The 21,707-nt window shown below is 41.2% G+C and carries 16 protein-coding genes and 2 pseudogenes; 4 read left to right on the top strand and 14 right to left on the bottom strand.

Annotation, left to right across the window (positions count from 1 at the left end; translation table 11 throughout):
• Positions 1-128: 128 nt before the first annotated feature.
• Positions 129-1,409 (bottom strand): cation transporter, encoded by a 1,281-nt coding sequence (locus tag FTV29_RS13875; protein ID WP_180075629.1) that lies wholly within the window; start codon positions 1,407-1,409, stop codon positions 129-131.
• An 89-nt stretch (positions 1,410-1,498) separates the two neighbouring features.
• Between FTV29_RS13875 and cadR the strand changes: the two genes are divergently transcribed.
• Together cadR and FTV29_RS13885 are read left to right on the top strand one after the other, a co-directional pair.
• Positions 1,499-1,891, top strand: a complete 393-nt coding sequence (gene cadR / locus FTV29_RS13880) for a Cd(II)/Pb(II)-responsive transcriptional regulator (RefSeq protein ID WP_000550240.1) — start codon at positions 1,499-1,501, stop codon at positions 1,889-1,891.
• Positions 1,892-1,984: 93 nt separating this feature from the next.
• Positions 1,985-2,146 (top strand): annotated as a pseudogene (locus tag FTV29_RS13885) (IS6 family transposase); the annotation flags it as partial.
• Between the two features lie 41 nt (positions 2,147-2,187).
• Here FTV29_RS13885 and FTV29_RS13890 read toward each other — a convergent pair.
• From FTV29_RS13890 to FTV29_RS13905, 4 genes are all read right to left on the bottom strand, one after another.
• Complete coding sequence (locus tag FTV29_RS13890) at positions 2,188-2,490, bottom strand: helix-turn-helix domain-containing protein (RefSeq protein WP_001140620.1); 303 nt, start codon at positions 2,488-2,490, stop codon at positions 2,188-2,190.
• A complete protein-coding gene (locus FTV29_RS13895; protein WP_004668307.1) occupies positions 2,483-2,839 on the bottom strand; it encodes a type II toxin-antitoxin system RelE/ParE family toxin in 357 nt (118 codons plus the stop codon). Before FTV29_RS13895 ends, FTV29_RS13890 begins: the two co-directional genes overlap by 8 nt.
• A gap of 609 nt (positions 2,840-3,448) precedes the next feature.
• Positions 3,449-3,775: a hypothetical protein gene (locus FTV29_RS13900; RefSeq protein ID WP_005407416.1), complete on the bottom strand. Its 327-nt coding sequence runs from the start codon at positions 3,773-3,775 to the stop codon at positions 3,449-3,451.
• On the bottom strand, positions 3,772-4,194 hold the full coding sequence (locus FTV29_RS13905; RefSeq protein WP_157759225.1) for a hypothetical protein: 423 nt from the start codon (positions 4,192-4,194) through the stop codon (positions 3,772-3,774). The genes FTV29_RS13900 and FTV29_RS13905 overlap by 4 nt, the downstream gene beginning before the upstream one ends.
• 105 nt (positions 4,195-4,299) lie before the next feature.
• Here FTV29_RS13905 and FTV29_RS13910 point away from each other — a divergent pair, with 105 nt between their 5' ends.
• The gene (locus tag FTV29_RS13910) at positions 4,300-4,623 is read left to right on the top strand and encodes a hypothetical protein (protein ID WP_076755242.1); all 324 of its coding nucleotides are present in this window, start codon (positions 4,300-4,302) and stop codon (positions 4,621-4,623) included.
• A gap of 192 nt (positions 4,624-4,815) precedes the next feature.
• On the opposite strand, the gene FTV29_RS13915 is transcribed toward FTV29_RS13910, so the two are convergent.
• From FTV29_RS13915 to FTV29_RS13940, 6 genes are all read right to left on the bottom strand, one after another.
• Positions 4,816-5,382 (bottom strand): recombinase family protein, encoded by a 567-nt coding sequence (locus FTV29_RS13915; RefSeq protein WP_180075630.1) that lies wholly within the window; start codon positions 5,380-5,382, stop codon positions 4,816-4,818.
• Positions 5,383-5,568: 186 nt separating this feature from the next.
• Positions 5,569-6,468: a cation diffusion facilitator family transporter gene (locus FTV29_RS13920; RefSeq protein WP_005028603.1), complete on the bottom strand. Its 900-nt coding sequence runs from the start codon at positions 6,466-6,468 to the stop codon at positions 5,569-5,571.
• Between the two features lie 86 nt (positions 6,469-6,554).
• Entirely contained in the window at positions 6,555-9,695 is a 3,141-nt protein-coding gene (locus FTV29_RS13925) for an efflux RND transporter permease subunit (RefSeq protein ID WP_096902762.1), read from the bottom strand.
• Complete coding sequence (locus tag FTV29_RS13930) at positions 9,685-10,914, bottom strand: efflux RND transporter periplasmic adaptor subunit (RefSeq protein ID WP_016658777.1); 1,230 nt, start codon at positions 10,912-10,914, stop codon at positions 9,685-9,687. The genes FTV29_RS13925 and FTV29_RS13930 overlap by 11 nt, the downstream gene beginning before the upstream one ends.
• Position 10,915: 1 nt before the next feature.
• Positions 10,916-12,241, bottom strand: coding sequence for a TolC family protein (locus FTV29_RS13935; RefSeq protein WP_035269736.1), 1,326 nt, complete (start codon positions 12,239-12,241; stop codon positions 10,916-10,918).
• 48 nt (positions 12,242-12,289) lie between these two features.
• Positions 12,290-12,706: a cation efflux protein, CzcI-like gene (locus FTV29_RS13940; protein WP_227591103.1), complete on the bottom strand. Its 417-nt coding sequence runs from the start codon at positions 12,704-12,706 to the stop codon at positions 12,290-12,292.
• Between the two features lie 289 nt (positions 12,707-12,995).
• On the opposite strand from FTV29_RS13940, the pseudogene FTV29_RS13945 reads away from it, so the two are divergent.
• Positions 12,996-13,230 (top strand): annotated as a pseudogene (locus FTV29_RS13945) (hypothetical protein); the annotation flags it as partial.
• Between the two features lie 125 nt (positions 13,231-13,355).
• Here FTV29_RS13945 and brxL read toward each other — a convergent pair.
• From brxL to pglX, 3 genes are read right to left on the bottom strand one after another with little or no spacing between them, the layout of a single operon-like run.
• On the bottom strand, positions 13,356-15,395 hold the full coding sequence (gene brxL / locus FTV29_RS13950; protein ID WP_159138900.1) for a protease Lon-related BREX system protein BrxL: 2,040 nt from the start codon (positions 15,393-15,395) through the stop codon (positions 13,356-13,358).
• A 29-nt stretch (positions 15,396-15,424) separates the two neighbouring features.
• Complete coding sequence (gene pglZ / locus FTV29_RS13955; RefSeq protein WP_159138901.1) at positions 15,425-18,049, bottom strand: BREX-1 system phosphatase PglZ type A; 2,625 nt, start codon at positions 18,047-18,049, stop codon at positions 15,425-15,427.
• 43 nt (positions 18,050-18,092) lie between these two features.
• Positions 18,093-21,662, bottom strand: a complete 3,570-nt coding sequence (gene pglX, locus FTV29_RS13960; protein WP_159138902.1) for a BREX-1 system adenine-specific DNA-methyltransferase PglX — start codon at positions 21,660-21,662, stop codon at positions 18,093-18,095.
• Positions 21,663-21,707 lie beyond the last annotated feature (45 nt).

Genomic DNA, 21,707 nt, shown 5'->3' on the forward strand with positions numbered 1-21,707 from the left:
CAATACCAGCGCACAGCCCAAAGAATGATTTCGCCCTGAAAATGCCGACCATGGAAAGGATTCATATGCTGCACCTTTAGCTAAAACAGTCTTCAGCTTACCATTCGTGGTTATTTGCAACAGTGCCCTTACTTCAAAGCCAAAATTTTTCGGGCACCATTAAGTACGAATAAAGAAACCAGTATGCCAATGATTAAGTCTGGATAAGCTGATCCCGTCCACGCCACGAGTACACCGGCAAATATAACGCCCATATTTACGACAACGTCATTCGCCGAGAAAATCCAACTGGCTTTCATATGTGCGCCATCTTCTCGATGACCAGAAATAAGATATAAGCATGTCACGTTAGCTATAAGTGCGAGCAGGCCAATAACAATCATGAGCGTTGATTCTGGCTCGCTTCCAAACATGAATCGTCTAATGACATCAACAATCACGATAACAGCAAGTAATAACTGAATCCAACCTGCGAAATGGGCTGCTTTTATTTGATATTTCGCAGCTTTTCCGACGGCATATAGCGCAATACCATAAACGGCTGCATCGGCAAACATATCTAGAGAATCAGCAATCAATCCTGTAGACGCAGCAATAATACCGCTGATGAATTCTATAAAGAAAAGTAGAGCATTAATACCTAATAACAGTTTAAGTACTTTAGCTTGTCTCACAGGATCAGGTTCATTAGGTATATCGCCTGAAGAAAGCTGTATTTCATCAAGTTTCGCCCCAAAACCCAGTCCTTCGAGTTTAGCCGTAATTTGCTGAATCCCTTCATTATGGAAGACTTTCAGTTTTCGATTGGGAAGATCAAAAGTAAGACCTTTAACTGCTTCAATATCTGCAAGAGCCATACGGACCATTTGCTCTTCAGCAGAGCAATCCATTTTAGGAATGGTGTAGGTACTTGTTTGCTTAGCCTGTTGATTGCTTATATAAGTTTCAGTCTTCACAAGCTTTGCACCAAAACCCAAAGCTTCAAGTTTGGTGGTTATATTTTCATCTTTTTGATTATGTAGAACCTTTAAAGAACGGTTAGGTAAATCAAAGAGGAGTTTTTGAACACCATCAATTGAAGATAGCGCCATACGAACCATCTGTTCTTCCGCAGAACAATCCATTTTGGGAACTAAGTATTCACTCATGTAGTGCGAATCTTTTAAAACGTCTTCAGTGCTTAAATTTTCTTTGGGATCAGAACCACAACAGGATTGTGCGGTATCTTCACAACTGTTTGAAGTGTTACAGCAAGGAGATGAAGATTTTTTTTCTTCCTCTTCACCACAACAGCTAAGCGTATTATCACAATTCTTTGAATTGTTTGCTTCTGCAATTGATGGATGATTTTCTTGTTGAGATTTCTTATCTTCGCATGGTGTTTCTTTACTACATCCACAACCACTCATAATTATACCCATTAAAAAAATTATAAACTTTGAATATTAGAATCCCTATAGTTACTATAGAGTCAAGAATCTTTGGAAATACTAACTCAATGCATTTAAAAATTGGTGAACTCTCTAAAAAAACCTCATGTTCAGTATTAACAATTAGGTTTTATGAAAAGGAAGGTTTAATTCCGGAACCGGAAAGAACGGAAGGAAATTACCGCCTTTACGATGTAGGCTATGTTGAGCGAATTAAATTTATTTTGAATTGCCGAACTTTAAATATGAGTTTGAATGAAATTCGTCAATTACTTACCTATAAAGACAAACCTGAGAAAAATTGTTCAGATGTGAATGAATTAATTGACTTACATGTCAGTGCTATCAGAGAAAATATAATCAAGCAACAAAAGCTTATTGAACAACTATCTGATTTAAGAGGTACTTGTGATGGTTTATGTACAATTGACCAATGTGGAGTTTTAAAAAATCTAGCTTGATTATCTAGACCTATGCTTTTTTCAAAAAATCGGCACTGTTGCAAATAACCACGAATGGTAAGCTGAAGACTGTTTTAGCTAAAGGTGCAGCATATGAATCCTTTCCATGGTCGGCATTTTCAGGGCGAAATCATTCTTTGGGCTGTGCGTTGGTATTGTAAATATGGCATTAGCTATCGTGAACTGCAGGAAATGCTGGCCGAACGGGGTGTGAATGTTGATCACACGACTATTTACCGTTGGGTTCAACGTTATACGAATCTAAAAATGGGAGCCTATAGCTCCCATTTTTATTGTTAAACGTTGAATCCTATATGTTTTCCTGTTGGAAGCTCTACATCAATACGGAGCTTCCCACCCATTGCCTCAACATACTTTTTCATGGTTGAAATCTTAAGATCATTGCCACGATTTTCTATTGCTGAAAGCGATGGCTGTTTTATTCCCAAAGTTTCAGCAAGCTCTTTTTGAGAAATTTCGAGTTCTTCACGAATAAGATGAAGCTGATTTTCTAGCAGTAATTCATCAGCCATTTTTTGAATACGGGCTTGGCTCTCTGGAGAGCGGCTAGCTAACAATTCTTGCAGAGTCTTAGCCATTAGATTTATCTCCTAGGGTAGTGAGATGAAGTTGGTATTGTTCATCTGCAATATCCAGCATGTCTTTATAAAAACGCTTTTTACCGCCTTTATCAGCAATACATAGAACAATAGCCTGTCGTAAGGGATCAAATGCGAAGAAAGCTCTTAAGGGTCTACCGCGATGTTGAACACGCAGTTCTTTCATATTGGTAAATTTAGACTCATACACAGTATCTACTAAAGGACGGCCTAAACTCGGTCCCTGCTGCTGTAGAACAACCAGGGCAGCTAGGACCTTCTCTTGTGTAGGTTCATCTTGCTGTTCAAGCCACTGATTAAATAGATCTGTCGTAATGACTGTCCACATACCACAACCAAAATATAGATTATAGTCTATATTTTAGGGGCATTATGTTTGTTTTGCAAATGAGAAAGGATAGGCAATAAAAAACCCCGGCATCCTGCCGGGGTTTTTCATCGTTGCTGATTGTGCTGTTGTATCCTCTGGTCCATGTGCAATAACTTATAATTTTTGTTTTATGTTATGGAACTTCCTGTTCCTGATGAGTTCATCATAGGAAAATTCCACTGTTCCAGGTAGCCGCAAAGAGCCGATATGTATGTGCGCCAGGGCGTACAAAATAGCCTAAATTTTATCCACAAAAAATGTGGATAATTTTGGACATTGAGGCATTGATAAAATTTGAAAAACCTCAAAATTGATTACTTTTTAAACAAATTTATTGGCAAGAACTATCAAAACCGCTCATAAAAAAGCCGACTTGTTTCAAAATCGGCTTTTTGCGGTTTTTACGATCAGGATGAATTTTTTAAGTTATTGATATTTATATTAATATACAAGTGTACTTCGTATAACCGCCATTATGTTAAATGGATAGTTATTTAGTGGAAAAATCAAGTTTTTGAAATTTCAAATTGAAGTTTTTTCGTTCAATTAGTAATTGTAATTTATATTCTATTGAATAACTATTTCATAACTTTTCCTATCATATTTGGCTGCATACGTAGCTACTTCTTGATTAATCTTTTTATGATTTTTATCTAAATATGAAAAGATTATTGAATCCTCATTGTGCTGCTCGTAATTGATGGCGTATTTATATTCTGAATAAGGATAAAGAGTACCTAAGCTATAAGTTTTTTGAGCACTAATATAAGTTACTTTAAGGTCTGTAATTGGATAATCAGTCTGATTTTTAATAAAAATATATCCATTTTTTTCAAATGGCTGGCATCCTATAAGTAGAACTAATGTAAGACAGTAAAATAGGCTATTCTTCATTTTGGTAGTTCTTCAATTGGTCTTATGAGTTTATTAATAACTATAACTTGTGAGGTATCACAGCCATGATCTACTTCAGTTATCCAAGAATAATTATTTTTTTCTAGAGGATAGGAGCCGCCTCCTCCATATGCTACTTTATCACCTAAAAAATAAGTGTCTGAATCTACTTTTAAGCTCTTAGTTTCTATATTCCAATCTATAGTTTTCGTAGCAAAAATTGGCAGAACTTTAGAGCCATCAGCATGTTCTAGATATAAGCATTTACCTTCCCTAATGAGCTTAGCCTCACTATAACTTGCATTATCTGCTCCCCCTGTATAGTGAATACGTGGAACAACTATATTTGATTCAATTTTTTCTGTAACTGGACTACAGGCTGCAAGAAAAATTAATAAAATAAATTCTAATCTTTTCATATTAAAGGAATTTTTGAGAAAATAATAATAGAGAAATTAAAGCAAATTATTCCAAAAGGCTCTGATTAAAAATTGTTAAAATTAGTAGATATATGGGAGAAAATTATGAAAAAATTTTTATACTTCAATTGCTTATCTTTTATTTTTACTTATTTATCTTTGTTTTATCAGAAATATACATTGGTGGATCGTATAGTTGTAGACAAGCTTGAAAAAGTTAAAGTCATTGGAGGAGGATTTCCCTTACAGTTTTTAGTAGATGGTGAAGTATCTCCAGGTGGGAGTATAGCGCTAGATCCTTTAAATATTATTATAGGAATAGATCAATTTATCTTCTTATATTTTATTTTTGATTATTTGTTCTGGATAAGTATTTTATTTGCTTTTTACATAATTTTGAAAAGGTACAAACTAAAACAGATTTTCTAAAATTAACATAATACACCTTATACGTAATGCTTGATATTTCTCTTTAAATATCATTATATTAAAGCAAGCCGTTCTGGAATATAGGACACCAGAGCGGCTTTTTATTGATTATTCATGTTCCACGCTTAAAATTCGAACAGTGTTTCATGATTTTTATAAGTTAAACTAAATTTAGTTGCTAATCCCAATAAGCTATTCACTAACTTGTAAATATCGGTATACCGCCTGACGACTAATCCCAAAAGCTTTCCCTAATACCATTTTCGATGGATACTTCCCCTCCTTCCATGCTTGTCGTAAAGCTTCAGCTTGGTCAGGCTTTAGTTTATGCACCCGACCTTTGTACTTCCCCTGAGCAGAGGCGAGTTTTATTCCTTCCTTTTGCCGCTCTAAAATGATCTCACGTTCGAACTGTGCAAAAGCACCCATCATTTGAAGCATCAAATTATCCATCGGGGTGGATTCGGCTGTAAAAGTAATATTTTCTTTTACAAACTGGATGGCGATTCCTCGTTTGACCAGTTTATCTACTTCAGTGACCAAATCTTTTAGGCTTCGCGCAAAACGATCCATTGAATGTACAATCACCCTGTCCCCTTCCCGGACATAGTTCAACATTTCCTGAAATTTAGGTCGGTCAGTATTTTTACCTGAAGCACGGTCAACAAAAATCCGATCGACCTCAATTCCTTCAAGTTGACGTCCAGTGTTTTGCTCGACAGAACTTACCCGGACATACCCTACTTTTTGGCCTTTCACTTTTTCACGCCCCAATTGGATAAAAATGAACAATTTCGTAAATTATAAATCTTTAACACTAAAGTTACATGTTACTTATGATTAAAAATCATTTAAATGATACATAATTTCATGAACTTTCAGATTGTAACTTTAGAGTATACTTTAAAGTTACACAAAACATCTATATGAAGACTAAAGTCCAAATTAGTGTTTATGTTGGTTCAATGTATTACATTTCGTATTTTCTATTTGTAACGTAATTTCAGTAATATTATGATTATGTTTTAGAACTTCTAAGGCCTTTTGATAGAGTTGATCTGTATTGCTATTCGGAGCAACCAAATGAGCAGTTAAATGAATATTTCTTGAGGATATAGCCCAGACTTTCAACTGATGAATCCCTTCAACGCCCTCTAGCTTCAATAAATCATTTCTTAACGACTCAATATCAATCTCATCAGGAACTCCTTCAAGCAGAATATGAATACTTTGTTTTAATAAAATCCAAGTTCGAGGTAAGACCCAGAAGCCAATTAACACAGCGATTACGGTATCAACCCACATCCACTGGGTAAAATAAATAACTATTCCTCCGATAATCACGCCTATCGATCCTAGAGCATCACTAAGAACTTCTAAATATGCACCTTTTATATTTAGACTTCCTTCAGCACTAGCAGAAAGGATTTTCATTGAAATCAAATTTATGACCAAACCAATGACCGCGACAATCATCATTCCAACACTTTGAATTTCAGCAGGATTCGTAAAACGTTGATAAGCTTCATATACAATATATATTGCTACCACAAAAAGCATCACCGCATTAAACAGAGCCGCTAAAATTTCAAATCGCTGATAGCCAAAAGTTCTTTTATCATCTGCGGCTTTTTTACCAATTTTGATAGCGGCAAGAGCAATAGCTAAAGCGGCTACATCAGTAAACATATGAGCTGCATCAGATAACAAAGCCAAACTTTGGGTAATAAAAGCAGCGACAACTTCTACTATTAAAAAAGTAGTCGTTAAACCTAAGGCAACCATTAACTTCTTACTATTTTCTTCAGTAACAACCGCATGGCTATGATCATGATGTTCTGACATAAAATATTTTCCTTATTCTATTTATGATGAGCAGAGATATTGGATAACAGCCAATATCTCTGCTGTAAATCGACTAATCTATTGGATTAAGAAACTTTCTTTTCATTTATCCAACGATAAAGCACGGGTAACAGCACCAAAGTTAGTAATGTTGAAGAGATAATCCCGCCAATCACTACGGTTGCCAGTGGCCGTTGAACCTCAGCCCCTGTTCCGGTTGCCAGCGCCATTGGTACAAAACCCAGTGAAGCCACACAAGCTGTCATCAACACTGGTCTTAAGCGCAAAATAGCCCCTTGCCACACGGCTTTATGCACTGGATATTTGTCCCTTAATTCCTTAATAAAGGTCAGCATTACCAGTCCATTGAGGACTGCAACACCAGATAAGGCAATAAAGCCAATTCCAGCTGACATCGATAATGGAATATCCCTTAGCCAAAGGAACAGCACACCACCGGTCAAGGCAAAGGGTACCCCGGTAAAGACCAATAGACTTTCTTTGACATTGTGAAAGACCGCCATCAGTAAAATAAAGATAGTGATTAAAGCCAGTGGAATCACGATTTGCATCCGTGCTTTGGCTGAAGCCAAATTTTCAAACTGACCGCCATATTCTATCCAATAACCACTTGGCAAAGTGTATGCTTTGAGCTGTGTCTGTACATCAGAAACAAAAGACCCTAAATCACGCCCTTCAACATTCGTTGTAACCACAACTCGGCGTTTACCATTTTCTCGACTGACTTGGTTGATTCCTTCAATGGTCGAGACTTGCGCGACATCCGACAATAAAATACTGCCACCATTTGGAAGCTGAATAGGTAACTGGGAAACAGATGCGACACTACGGTCTTGCTCTCCAAGACGGATAACAAAATCAAAACGACGATCGCCTTCTAAAATCTCTCCCACGCTTTGTCCACCAATACTTGCAGCCACCACATCCTGAATAGATTTCACACTCAAGCCATACTGGGCAGCTAAAGCTTTATCAATCTCTACATTGAGTAAAGGCAGACCCGAAGTTTGTTCAACTTTCACCGCACTGCTACCTGCGACTTGCTGAATGATTTTCGCGATTTTTGCAGCCTCAGTATTCAAAACCTGCATGTCATCACCAAAAACCTTCACCCCCACATCACTGCGTATACCTGAAATCAGTTCATTAAAACGTAGCTCAATAGGCTGAGAAAACTCACTGTTATTGCCGGGAATTGTCGCAAGATAAGCTTCCATTCGGGTTCGAAGTGCATCTAGGCTTTCTTTTGAATCTGGCCATTCCTCACGTGGTTTCAGCATGATATAACCATCGGAAATATTCGGTGGCATCACATCTGTCGCCACTTCAGCAGTCCCGGTACGGGCAAATATAGCTTTAATTTCGGGAAAGTTTTTCAGTAAAAGCTTTTCGGTATTTTCCTGAATACGTAAAGACTCTTCCAAGCCTGTGCTTGGAGAACGTAATTGCTGTACCGCAAAATCACCTTCACTCAGCTGGGGTGCAAACTCACTGCCAATCTTCGTGCTGAGCAGACCCGTAATGACCAGGAGACAAATGGCAAAAGTTAAAACCACCGCTTTGTAATGATAGGCTCCATCCAATATCTGTTGATATCGGGTTTTGAGCCAGATCATCCAACGGCTTTCCGTTTCTTTGATCTCCCCTTTAACCCATAAAGCAACTGCAGCGGGCACAAAGGTGATCGATAAAATAATAGCTGCCACCAGTGCGAGAACAACGGTTAAAGCCATCGGATGAAATAGTTTTGCTTCTACACCACTTAAAGCAAAAATCGGCAAATACACCACCAAAATAATAAGCTGACCAAAAATAAGAGGACGACGTGCTTGGCGGGCAGCCAGAAAAACTTCCTTAAAGCGTTCACTTTGTGTGAGAGGTCGTTTTAACAGTTGCTGTGTATGGGCTAAACGCCGGATACAGTTTTCGACAATCACCACAGCACCATCGACAATGATGCCGAAATCGAGTGCACCTAAACTCATCAGATTGGCACTGATATTTTTCTGTGCCATCCCGGTTAAGGTAAACAGCATAGAGAGTGGAATGACACAGGCAGTAATCAAGGCAGCACGGATATTCCCTAAAAACAGGAACAGAATGATGATGACCAGGATTGCTCCCTCTACCAAGTTTTTCTGAACGGTTTTAATCGCCTTCTCAACCAAGGTAGTACGGTCGTACACCGTTTCAATCACTACCCCTTTAGGCAAACTATTCTGAATATCTTGAAGCTTGGCATCCACAGCTTTAGAAACAGTCCGGCTATTTCCACCCATCGCCATCATGGCAATCCCTAAAACGGTTTCTTTGCCGTTATAGGTTGCCCCACCGGTTCTTAAATCATGCCCAATAGAGACTTGCGCAATATCACCAACCCGAATTGGGCTGCCATTTGGGCTACCCAGCATGGTGTTCTCAATATCAGAAAGCCCATTGAATGTACCCGGTACACGTACCGTCAGTTGCTGACCATTGTCTTCAATATAACCTGCACCTCGGTTCTCATTATTTTGCGCTAAAGCCTGTTGCAGTTGTTCTAATGAGATATTCAGTTGCTGCATCCGGTTTAAATCGGGAGAGACCACATAGGTTTTTTCAAAACCACCAATACTGTTGACCTCTGCAACTCCCTTAACACGTTGCAGTTGAGGACGCACAATCCAGTCCTGAATCTCACGCAAATCCATCGGCGTGTATGCAGTTCCATCCGGCTTTTTCGCATTCGGATCTGCCTTCAGTACCCATTGATAAATCTCACCGAGACCCGTAGAAACGGGGGACATCGTCGGTGCGATTTGTGCAGGCAACTCAGATTGCGCCTCCTGTATCCGTTGGTTAATCTGCTGACGGGCCCAATAAATATCAGTCCCATCTTTAAAGACAATGGTGACTTGAGAGAGTCCATAACGGGATATGGAACGGGTAAGCTCCAGATCCGGAATGCCAGCCATGGCATTTTCAATGGGATAGGTAATCCGCTGTTCGACTTCAAGCGCAGTAAAACCCTTGGCTTGAGTATTAATCTGGACTTGGGTATTGGTAATATCGGGTACAGCATCAATCGGGAGTTTCTGATAGCTATACACCCCGACCGCAATCCAGGTACAGACAAAGAGCAACACCCAAATCGCATTTTGTATGGAAAACTGAATGATTCGTTCGAATAAACCTTCTGGTTTTGGCAGATCAGAATTAATGTTCATGGCCTGCCTCGTCTTTTTCTAATTCAGATTTCAACAAGAAACTGCCTTGAGCGATATACTTCTGCCCTTCAGTCAGCCCAGAAATCACTTCAAGCCATTGTCCATCACTTGAAGCCTGCCCCAATTGCACTTTCTGTGCTTTTAAGTGGACTTGACCTTTTTGTTCTGAATCTACGATGAAAATACTGTCTTCACCTTCAATACTTTGCAGCGCAGACTTTTGAATCCGAAGGGCTGATTTTGCTGTAGCTTCCGGAATCAACACTCTCACTAACACATTAGAACGCAACTCAGTAGCTTGCGCATCGAGTTTTGCGCGCACCACCAGACGCCCTGTTTGTACATCTGCCTGAGAGGTTAAGCTTTGTACAGTAGCTTTATAGATTTGATCTGAATCATTCACTTTAAAGTCAATTTTTTGCCCGGCTTGCAGTTGACCTGAGAATTGATTCGGCAAATTAAACTCAAGCCATAAATCTTTCAGCTGTTCAATGACAAAGAGCTGATTAGCCAGTTGCACATTTTCACCGACCACAATATCTTTTTGACTGATCACCCCAGAGATCGGTGCTTTAATCAGAAAACGCCCATTGTTATTGCCACTTGCACCTAATGCATTTAAACGTGCTTGTGAGGACTGGACAGTAATCTGCGCTTGACGGTAGGCATTTTCGGCACGCTGGTAATCCTGTTTGGCAGAAATCCCCTGTGACCAGAGTTGCTGTTCGCGCTGGTAATCTTTACGGGCCAAATCCAGATTCACCTGTGCCATACGCAGATTTGCCTGTTGGTCGATCAGTTCAGGCACGATTAGTACAGCCAGCGTTTGTCCTTTTTGCACGCTCTGTCCTAAAGCCACATTGACCTGCTCGACATGACCACTAAAATTAGGCGATATATGCGCTTGTTGATCGGTATTCACCACCAATTTACCTGGCAGGGTTGTCAGCTTTTCAACCAATCCTGTGGATGCAACAGCAACTTTTAAACCTTGTTCAACCATTTGTTGGCTGGTCAGTTGTATTTCGCCTTCTTCAGCATGTCCTTCTTCAGAACTATCTTCATCAGAATGTTCGGCATTTCCCTCATCATGACCATGCCCCTCAGATTCAGTTTTTTTTGAACTTAACCAAATAACCAGACTGACCAAGACCGTAATCAGAATCAAAATTGCAATCATGAGAGACTGGGATATTTTTCCGTTTTGCTTGGCGTTCATTTTATCGTGCTCCCCCATTGATTAAATTTTGCGATGCTTCGACTGCCTTTTTATTCAGTTGTGTATAGGCATCCGAACGGCTAATTTCTTCATAACTTGTGCCAATACTGAGTGCCTCAGCTGCGAGGGCAGTTTGCCAAGCTTGACGTAGAATTTGTAATTGACCCAATCGAAGATTCTGCAGTTGGGTGGTTGCTTGCTGAACGTCGGTAATGGACAGTTTCCCTGCCTGAAACCCTTGTAAAGTACGGCTCTGAACTTTGGTCGCCAAAGTAACTTGTGCTGTTGTGGCATCGAACTGGCTACGTAAACCTTTGAGCTGATGCATGCTGTTGGCAATATTGAGTATTTGTTGCTTCAGCTCACGCTGCTGCTGTTGGTTCAGCAATATTTGCTGTTGCTGGACCATCGGGATCGCATATTGCTGGCGGTTGAAAATATTCAGTGGAATAGCCACGCCGATTGCCAAAGTCGTATCGTTGCTTTCATTAGGGGTTTTGCTACGTTTCATGCCTACATTTAAAGTCGGATTGGGACGTGCCTGAATTCTTAAATTTTCAATTTGATGATCCGATTGCTGAATGTTCAAGGCATAGAATTTTTCTAGCCACCCTTCAGCAATATACCGTTGCACAGTTTGGAGACTTTGCTCTGGCCAAGGGATAGCGGTTTTATTCAATTGAAGATGTGAAGATGTTTCTCCCCCCCACAAATTAGACAGCTGACGACCGGCAGCTTGTTTATTCAGCATCGCTTGCTGATAAAGTCGTTGGATTTCTAGCGCTTCAATTTGGGTACGCTCAAAATCAACCAGGGCAATACTGCCTGCCTGATAGCGTTTCTGGGCACTGTCCAGATTGGCTTTACTTGTTTTTAACTGTACTGAATAAGCAGACTGCTCAACCTCAGCAAGTGCAAATTGCGACCATGCAAATTTAACAATCAGTTGGCTTTGTGCCTTCCATAATTGCTGTTGCAATTGGATTTGTTGATTCGAGGTATTGGCAATCACCCGGTTCAGCTTACGCTGACCAAATAGATCTAGAGGTTGACTAACGCCAACATTGAATTCCTGTTCTTGACCTGAGCCAAAGCCAGACTGTTCTAAACTTATACTTGGATTCTGCCATAACCGACTTTGCTGAATATTCAATTCAGATATTTGCTGAACTTGTTGCCACAGCTTGTCTTGAGTCTGGTAACTTTGTACTTTTGCTAAAGCGGATTCAAAGCTGGTAACGTTTTCAGCATAGCTATATTGCATAGCCGCTGCACATATACAAGCAACCAAGCTATGACGCAAGAGTATAATTGATTGTGAAGACATGATTTTTCCCACTTATTTAAATAATAAAAGTGGTGGGAATGTTTTAGGCTACCCCACCATGAGCGGGGAAAATTCGGGAGGTGGGCTTTGTTGAAACAGGTCAGGAGCCTGATAGCTGTTTTTCCAATGAAATTGTGGATTCACTTTAACTTCAGAGCTTGGATGAAACACATCTACTTTTTCATTTTGTACAATCAAATGCGTCATCGATGGTAGATGATCTTGATGATCTTCACCGATTTCTAAATCGCTACTGAATGTTTTTATGTTTTCTGACTGTCCATTATGATCGTGTTGACGACTATCGCTGGCACACAAGGTATTTTGGTGATGACCAAAATGATAACTCTGCTGTGATTGAGGCTGTTGTTCATGGACACAAAAGGCCGCCGCCACATTCCAAAAGCTTTGGAACATGAACAATCCAACCAAGACTGTAATCCATGTAGTAGAACGCATCATCATAACAATCGAAAAATTTGTACCAAGTATAAGGCTTAGAGCCACTCCAAGGTCAAGCTTAATAAATTAAATTAAACATTCAATGAACACTGAATAGCCGGCACTTTTGCAAATTTACCTTGTCTCTATAAGCTCACATCAATTTCAGGTAAGAATAACAATAGATAGTGAACCGTACCGGGTTTGTCGGAGACTTTTTATTTAAGTTAGGCCACCTGACCTAACGGGTTAATCTTATCATTGTACATTGCTTCAAACTCAAAAGGCGATACATTGTCAACGGCATTCTAAAATTGACCCCTTTTACCTTACAAATGGCAAAGTAAAATTGCCCCCTGAAATCAGAGAAAGAGCGGTTCAATTATTGATTGAATCCGAAAAAGATTATCCATCGAATTGGGCAGCAGTTTCCGCAATTGCTCCTAAAATTGGCTGTACTCCTGAAACACTACGTGTTTGGTATCAAAAATATTTAGATCAACAAAATCCTGTCAAAGTACAAGATATCTGATCAAGAAAAAATGAAGGGTAATCCCCCCTAAAAATACTAGCTCTTTAAAAGAGGCAGTATTATGCTTTTACAACATGGTATTTAAACTTGAGAAACTGAATTTAAAACAATCTACTGTAACTCTTCCAGACAGATATGAAATTAATCCACCCCTAGCCCTTTAAACACCGCATCTACCGGATCTGCATAGAAGCTGGTCTGGAACTTGGTAAACAGTTCCACAGGAATCGTTGGGATATCTGCCGCACTACTCATTGGCAAAGCAACCTTCTTGGCACCCGCATCAAAAGCAACTTGCAGACATTCGGCAATACTTTCCACCGGTGTCACAGAACCACCCAAGCTCATATCACCCAGTACCACCATCTGACTTTGAACCGATCGTCCTAACAGGCCAGAAGCGAAAGCCACTAAACTTGGCAGAGCAAGATGGCTGAGCGGGCCGGTATTCTGTAATTCCACCACATGTAAATGGAAATCATGTTCCAGCACCTTACTGCCCCCCGAGATCCGGGATGCATTGGCCTTGAAGTAGTCAAATGCGATCTTGACCTGCTCCTTGGCACTGCTTGAATTCCATAAGCCTGACGTCGCCAGCTTTCCTGAACCTTTGGTGACTTGAAGTTCTAAGCGGTATAACCCCGGCATGCCTTTATTACTGAGCCCGATGGTATATAAGAAACCTGGCTTGGCTGGACCTTCTGGAATCAGTCCGCCACCACCCTGCTCTTTTACCGATACAAAATGTTCTTCTAAGGTATCATTATCGATGTAGCTGAAATGAACGTCATAGAATTCCATGCCACCAATTTTCTTCAGCTGCTCTTTGACACGACGGCGTACCTGCAGCGCATATTCCAGACATTGCCGTACATCTTCTTTATTAAACTGACCGTGTGGGTAGAGCAGCTTCATCAATCCGGAAACCGTCTTGCGAACTGCGATCACATCACGCTGATTCAGGTTGTTACCGAGCTTGAAGTACTTCTCAATCGAGTCTGCAAAGCTACGCTTACGCATTTCCCGGAAGAATTCAGCCAGATAATCAACGATCAATCCATAACGGTTGGTGAAGAACTCCGGGCGCATCTTGGGAATTTCCCAACCCGGGATATAAGCATGAAAACGATCGAAGAATGCCGAATCGATCATGGCTTCAGGGAAAGGTGCCAAGAGATGGCTGGTTTTTACCAACGATTCGACGCTTTGGTTAATATTACCCACAAAAACCATTGAAGCAGATGCTTCCATCTGTTCCCGGCCACGGGCAAAAGATCCCGATGCCATGTAGTCTTTCATGATCTGCACGCCATCTTTGTCCTTAAAGGAAATACCGGCGACTTCATCAAAAGCCACTACATCCCATAACCCCACCAGACCAATACGGCGGCTACTCATGTTATAGAACAGATTGGCGACAGTCGTTTGCCCACCCGAGACTAAAATACTGTTCGGTGAACACTCTTTGTAAATATGGCTTTTACCGGTACCGCGTGGCCCCAGCTCACAGACGTTATAGTTGTTTTCGACAAAAGGAATCATGCGTGCCAACAAGTGCCATTGCACCTCCTCTTTTAAGGAAGCCGGCTCCATACCGATCGAACGGATTAAACTCTCGCGCCACTGATCAGTGGTTAACGCTGCTCGTCCATTGAATAGCTCCTCCATATTCATATTGGGCATCTGAATCGGCTTGAGTAAGCTCACGCCAAATGGAGAACAGGTCTGCCCTTCATCAAAGTAGTAGCTAAGGGTGGCGATGACCCAAATTCCACCAACCAGCAGCTTTTCATACTCTTTGACGATGCCTGCCGAGATCTCGGCATCTTTGATACCTAGATTACTAAAGGAGGCTTCGTATTTGTCCTTACGCTCATTAAGCTTCACCGTGACCCGATCAATGACTTTATAACTGCCACGTTCACGGACCAGGGATTTCACCTTCTCGGCTTCATCCGGTCGGACATAATTCTCAGCCAGCACGGTCTTTACGTTACGTAGTCCCTGCTCAATGATCTCAGGATCATCCGAGGCACAATACATCCCTAGCAGGTATTCGAGTACATAGACAGGAACGTTAGCCCCTTCTTTGATCAGTTTAGTCAGATCCTTACGTACCACCCGCCCAGCAAAGTGTTCATTCAGCAGCTGATCCAGTTCTTTATCGTTAGCAGATTCCATGTAGGCTACGCTCTATCGTTAATTCGTTATTAGAAAAAGTCATCGGTAAATGCCAAATCAATGGTGACCTTATAGCGCTGCACTTCGATATTTAGGTCTTTGTCCTTCAGTACCAGGAAGTAATCTTTCTTACGGTCAAAATCAGTACCGGACAATGACAGTCTGACCTGTTTTACCCGTTCCGCAACAGAATCCGTACTGCTATCAAAGGTCAGGGTTTCTTCACTGGAAACTTTGACATCCCCATCATAAATGGCAATCGATAGGGTTACTGGCATAACCAGCTCACTGACAGCTTCGGTTTGCATCAAATCAAACTTCTGGATGTTATTGACCATCTTCAGCGTGGATTTAGTAGAAATGACCTCAACTTTACGCTTGGTCCGCTGTCCAGCCTTTTCACCACGTAGCTGTTTTACCGTCAGTACCGGCACCACAATTTCCTGAGGCATGATGCCGCCATGCACGAAGCGTGAACCACCAACGAAATGGAAGCGATTGGCACCCTTTGGAATCCAGAAATCCATTGCTGATACCGTGCCTGCCGTGGCTTGGGTTGAGCCTTTCCAGGCTTCCTTGCTCTCCGGCAAGCCATGCCCGATCACATAGCGTTTCTTGCTCTTCAATGCATTGGTCGGTTTTTCAGTCAAGCTTGAACGATCCGCAGACTCCAGTTTACTTTGCTGGAACAAGAAGCCATGGTCGGCTGTAATCAACAGGGTGGAAATATTGAAGTGCATTAAGATTTTGCGGCTGAGTTCCGTCAGCTCTTCAATAGCATGTTCTACCGCCATAAAGGTTTCTGATTCTGTCGAGGCGCTGTCACCGCGTGCATCAATCACGTTGTGATAAACGTAAATCAGCTCATAGTCTTTCAGCGCTTCACGGCCTTCATCACGCGACCAGCCTTTTACCATTTCAGCGGTTACTGCCAATCCATTATAGGCAGCCAGAATTTTGGATCGTGCTGCAGTCCCTTTGCTGGACTGTCCATCTACTAAAACATCATCCCCTGCGGCCTCTTTGTATTCCAAAGTCTGATGCGGCAATAACGAGGCCATGCCCAGTGTGGTGTAACTTGGGACAACACCCAGCTGTGAAGACAAGGTCGCTTCAGAATAACGCTTTTCATTGATACGATCACGCAACTCTACCGCAGCTTCATAACGGAAAGCATCACTGATAATTACCACAATACGGCGTTTCGTTGCAGAATTGAGTAAGGGTCTGACGTGGGTATCGTAGAAGTTTTGCTGATTTGGGATATCTGCCACTTTCCAGACATTCAAGCGTTGCTCAGCTTCTACACGCTCGCCCCAGTTTCGTGCCAAGTGGTCAATAAACCAGTAGGAATAGCAATTTTCGACTTCTTCATCGAGTTTTTTCAGGATATCGACATGAGCGCGTTGAGAAGCAGCACTGTAGTGGCGATAGGCCATATCAAAGCGATACAACTCCTGCTCGTAGGCTTTATACAAGGCTTCGCTAGAGTCGAAATAGAAACCGGCATCAAACAGCAGTCGCAGGCTGAACAGCTCAATCGCTGCCTGCAACGCTGTATAGACGGTGCGGTATTTACGGCGGGTTGCATCGTCCTTATGTTTGGAAGCCCAATAGCCATCCAGACGGGTAGAAATAATCGTTCTGAAATGTTCCAGTTCAGCTTTGGCTGCTGCAGGGATATGACTGGCCAAATCAACAATGATCTTTTGTTCAATCACTTCAAAAGTCATGACATCGAGCAGCTGCTCAAGATCAAAAGCCCCGACCTTTTCTTGGATCCGCAGTGCATTGGCCACGGTCTGGGAGAGTGTATCGAAGGTTGGGTAGTATTTGGAGCTGTCTCTCCAGCGCGACAAAAAGGCTCTGGCTGTTGCACGGGAGCTGACGGATGACATCACCAGTTCCTGAGCCCATAGCGGTATATCGCCCAGGCTTTCACAGAAACCTGTAGTCATCAAACGGATAAAGAACGTACCGAGCTTGAATGGTACTTCCCCATTCAATTCTTCAACCGATGCTGGATAACCAATTTCCGCCTGTAATGCGGTCACCAAAGCCGGCACCAGTTGGAATTTTTCCAGTTCAGCAAAGGATTCTGGATTGACTTCCAGAGCCAGGTTCTGCTGTACCATTTCATCTGCCAACGCCAGGACAATATGCATCAGCTCGGCACTGTCGGCCTTGACCACAGCTGCAATCATGGCCATATCCAGCTCCTGTGCATCTGCATCAGGCTGGATATAGCGTTTTAAGGTGCTCAGACGCGCTTTGGCTTTGAGGAACTCTTCACGTTTGGCCAGATGTTCTCTTAGACTCTGCTGCTGTAAACCCAGCTCATTGAAAATAATCGAGAAACGATCGGCATAGAAGCTGCGTGAATACAGCTTGATGTCCAGTAACCAGTCTTTTTCAGTTTCAGGCTCAGCACTTGGGAAATACAGCAAGTATTTACCCTGCTGATCCTCAAGTTCCAGTTTAAGCTTAATCGCAAGGCTGGATTCTTCTGCCATATTCAGAATCTGGACATCATTTAGCTCTAGGGCTTTGATTTCTTCAGTAAATGACTGTTCTGCATCATACCAAAAGACAATTCGGTGCTGTTCAGTATAAAAGGCTTGTTCCAGGCCTTGCTGAAGTTGATTTAAGTTCATGCAAACACCTCTGCATGATCTCGTTCGCAAGAAAAGCTATTCATCACTTCTCCCCCGTAATCGCTTTGACTTCAGCCAACAAGTCCCCAAACTTGCCGTAGTTCACTTTCACCCCATCATCTAGATCCAGCGAAATACGCTGATCGGCGTAATGACGCAGTTTTTCTTCAAAGCTACTCAGTTCAGCCTGTTGCTTATGCAAGTTTTGTAGTTCTTTTTCTTTACGTTTGATTTCAGCAGCAGAATCACTGTTTTCGATTTCACTTTGCAAAGAGTTAACCATCGCTGTCATTTTTGAAATCAGTGGCATGACGTATTCAGTACGCATACGTGCCAAAGTACTTTCGTTATAGCGGTGCAAGTACACCAACGCCTGGAAAGCACCCTGTTTACCACTGCTAAATAACCAGTAGATCGGACGCTTTTTATAGGTCTGCATATGGTCTTTATAAAACTTGCTAGCAAGATAACGGCGAATTGTATCTTCAGCGGTTTCACTGGCTTTTTTATCCAAGCTTTCTGCCAACCACAGCATATTAGCGTCTAGTGTGTCTTTACCCCACACTGCAGTTAAGAACTCTCGAATACGATGGGTTGCATCATCTTCAAACCAGTGCATTTCGATCAATGGAATAATGCCGTCAGCATCGGCTGGGAATTTTTGATAACGACTGGCTTCAAAGTCTTGGTTCCCCGCATGGGCATAGATCAGACCTGATTCATCTAAGCTATAACGTCCCATCATACAGCCAAGAGCATAAGACACTAAACGCTGGCTGTCTTTTTCACGGTCAGCACGAGTTAAAGTAATTTGTTCATCTGGAACAACGGGTGTGAGTTCATCCTGTAAACCATAAGCATCAATAAACAGCTTATTGTTTTCTTCTTCCAAGCGTTTCATTTCAGCCACGGCGTCAGCATTTTGCTGTTGCCATGTATTAAACGCTTGCTCTAGATTTGGTTGATTAGCACGAATAATTGGATTTTGATTAAAGTCCCACGAGGTTTCGTAAAAGTCCCAATTAGTTTCAGCAATATTTACAAGTTTAGTAATTAGCTGCTTACTAGAAAAAAGAATTGGCATTTTTTCTATAGATCCTTCACCAAAGTCTAGAGTTGGCGCAATTATCTTTAATAATTCAGATGATAGTTTAGAATTTAGAAAACCTAAAAGTGATAACTGCCTTTCTTCACTCTTATCAACAATTAAAGAGCCATTCGACTCAAACAAATAATCTTTTTTAGAAAGCCTGAAAGATGTTAATGATGATGAAATTTTGGTCCAAGTAATGCCTTCACTAAAATAATATTCTTGTCCTTGAGGACGAGATCTTAATTTACCATTTTCATCAAAATAATTTTTTATTTCATACCCATTATTTTCCCACTTCACTATATGTAATACATTTCCATACCATTTTTTAAACTCGCCACCTTTATTACATAGAACCCATTTATAATTATTTTTATTATATGAGTATATGTGTGTTGAAGTAACTTCAAACCAATAGCGTAGAAATAAATCATTATTCCCTGTTTTAAAACCTTGTACTGCCTTAAACTCTTTAGCCAAAGGTGGTAAAGAAAAAATATCTTTGATTGGATCACTAACCCAATAAGCTATAGGACTACTTGGAATTTTCTTAAAACTGTCAGGTTTAGCATTATAAAACCACCCACAATTTGGATTTTTAATTGCTTCTAGTGCTTTTATAGGCTGATCTTCTTGTCTATTAAAATCAACTAGTCTAATAAATGAACTATTGTAGTTAACTAAATGTTCTCTTGAAATACAAAATGCACAGATAGGTACAAATGCTGAGTCAAAGAAAGCATGATATTCAGGCTGGATTAATGATGTTATTGTAGTTTCATTAATCAGTTTTTCTCTTACTTTCTCATAAGATGAAATGAACATCCATACAAACGGTGACATAAAACCTAGCTGACCACTTTCCTTAGTGAGGGAAAGATTTCTTATTATAAATGTTGAAAATAAGTCTTTTTCGAACCCTTTGTAGTTGTTTTTCAAAAACTCTTTTAAATTTTTATTTAAAAATTTACCGCCCATATATGGTGGGTTAGCAATAACGGCATCATATTTTTTAGCTAAGAGTTTTGCTTGTATAACCAAAGGCAATAATTTTTTAGCAGCAGCTTTCTGTAAAGTATCACCTTCAGCCACTAAGTCTTCTAAAGTATTTTGCAAATCAGCAAAGTCTTGTTCTTGGCTATCCATACAGATTAAAGAACCAAAGTTTTTGGCTTCTTTAAACTTTTCTACCAGTTCTTGAATCAAAGTATAACGCGCATCATTGTCCGGGCTACTTAAATCCTTTTGATCATTGCCAAACAGATCGACATGACTGCCTTTTTGCCATGCTTGATTTAAGTTAAGATCTTGCCAGGTTTGATCTGCATCCAACTCAAGACTGTCCTGTAACGCAATGATATTCAGCTTTGGTGGATTGCTAAATAAACGGCGGTCATCCTCACGCGCTTTCATCAATAGCGCAAAACTCGCCAATTGTGCCGCACGGGTATCGATATCAATGCCGTACAGGTTGTTTTCCAGAATCAAACGTGGAATATCTCGGCTACGGTAACCCCGTTCCAAATAAATCGCTTTTAAGCAATCATAGGCTTCCACCAGAATATGCCCCGAACCACAAGCCGGATCCAGCACTGTAATACTTTCAGGGTTTAAAGTATCGCCATCTTCTCTGATCCGCACATCAATCAACTGTTTCAGCTGTGCATTGACTTCGTCGCTTTGCTCAGCCGGCTGAATATAGTATTCCCATGCGCTGGCCAGGGTACTTTCTGGATGGGCCATCATCCATAGACGACCAACACTATTCTGCACCAGATATTTCACAATCCAGTTCGGGGTAAATAATTGCGTCGCTGCAGGAATATCCTCACTCTTGACGACTTTACCAATCACCTGATCTTTCTTTTCAGAAATATAGAACTGGTACAGCCAGCCAATAATCTGTACATCCGACCAGTCTTCTTCTGGAATGCTACTGACCAGATCACGAATCAAAGAATCGGTTTTGGTCAGGTTATCCGGTAACAGCAGCTCAGATTCATCGGACACCTGTTCAAACAGTAATGGCATCACCTGATTTAATGCATGACACTGGGCCAGTAATAGCTCACGGTACAGTTCTTCGTCTTTATTGCCATCCAGTTTGAGTTCAGCAATCCGACTGGCATTTAAACCCGGCAGGTCAATATCCAGACATTCTTCCAGAATCTGCGGCAAGCCTGCACTACCATCTGCACTACTCAGTACACGGCGACCATGATCCAGTAAGCCTTTGCATTCCATGTAACGAATCGCACAGAGACGGTTAAACCAACTGTAAGCGATATAATCAATCGTCTGCTCAAAACTGCTGGTTTGAATGCGTTTGATCAGCTTGTCACGTGGTTTCATGACTGATAGCGGAAAAACCTGATCGCCAATCAGCAGCAAGTCGCCTTTCTGTTCTGCCGGTAAAATGCTGTCTGCGGTGATGCCATATTTGGCCGCTTGCTTGCGCATCGCTGCGATAAAATCGTTACGTGCTTGCGGTGCGTATTTTTTAATATGACTGGTATTCATCTTTAAACCTTTAATTAATGACTGATGCCGATATCCCTAACCCGA

Source organism: Acinetobacter sp. YH12254, assembly GCF_013417415.1.
Classification (GTDB): Bacteria; Pseudomonadota; Gammaproteobacteria; order Pseudomonadales; family Moraxellaceae; genus Acinetobacter; species Acinetobacter pseudolwoffii.

What these genes read in the sequence shown, in the direction of transcription:
- FTV29_RS13875 (WP_180075629.1), bottom strand. Translation starts at nt 1,409, where the DNA reads ATGAGTGGTTGTGGATGTAGTAAAGAAACACCATGCGAAGATAAGAAA.
- cadR (WP_000550240.1), top strand. Translation starts at nt 1,499, where the DNA reads ATGCATTTAAAAATTGGTGAACTCTCTAAAAAAACCTCATGTTCAGTA.
- FTV29_RS13890 (WP_001140620.1), bottom strand. Translation starts at nt 2,490, where the DNA reads ATGGCTAAGACTCTGCAAGAATTGTTAGCTAGCCGCTCTCCAGAGAGC.
- FTV29_RS13895 (WP_004668307.1), bottom strand. Translation starts at nt 2,839, where the DNA reads ATGTGGACAGTCATTACGACAGATCTATTTAATCAGTGGCTTGAACAG.
- FTV29_RS13900 (WP_005407416.1), bottom strand. Translation starts at nt 3,775, where the DNA reads ATGAAGAATAGCCTATTTTACTGTCTTACATTAGTTCTACTTATAGGA.
- FTV29_RS13905 (WP_157759225.1), bottom strand. Translation starts at nt 4,194, where the DNA reads ATGAAAAGATTAGAATTTATTTTATTAATTTTTCTTGCAGCCTGTAGT.
- FTV29_RS13910 (WP_076755242.1), top strand. Translation starts at nt 4,300, where the DNA reads ATGAAAAAATTTTTATACTTCAATTGCTTATCTTTTATTTTTACTTAT.
- FTV29_RS13920 (WP_005028603.1), bottom strand. Translation starts at nt 6,468, where the DNA reads ATGTCAGAACATCATGATCATAGCCATGCGGTTGTTACTGAAGAAAAT.
- FTV29_RS13925 (WP_096902762.1), bottom strand. Translation starts at nt 9,695, where the DNA reads ATGAACATTAATTCTGATCTGCCAAAACCAGAAGGTTTATTCGAACGA.
- FTV29_RS13930 (WP_016658777.1), bottom strand. Translation starts at nt 10,914, where the DNA reads ATGAACGCCAAGCAAAACGGAAAAATATCCCAGTCTCTCATGATTGCA.
- FTV29_RS13935 (WP_035269736.1), bottom strand. Translation starts at nt 12,241, where the DNA reads ATGTCTTCACAATCAATTATACTCTTGCGTCATAGCTTGGTTGCTTGT.
- FTV29_RS13940 (WP_227591103.1), bottom strand. Translation starts at nt 12,706, where the DNA reads ATGATGATGCGTTCTACTACATGGATTACAGTCTTGGTTGGATTGTTC.
- brxL (WP_159138900.1), bottom strand. Translation starts at nt 15,395, where the DNA reads ATGGAATCTGCTAACGATAAAGAACTGGATCAGCTGCTGAATGAACAC.
- pglZ (WP_159138901.1), bottom strand. Translation starts at nt 18,049, where the DNA reads ATGAACTTAAATCAACTTCAGCAAGGCCTGGAACAAGCCTTTTATACT.
- pglX (WP_159138902.1), bottom strand. Translation starts at nt 21,662, where the DNA reads ATGAATACCAGTCATATTAAAAAATACGCACCGCAAGCACGTAACGAT.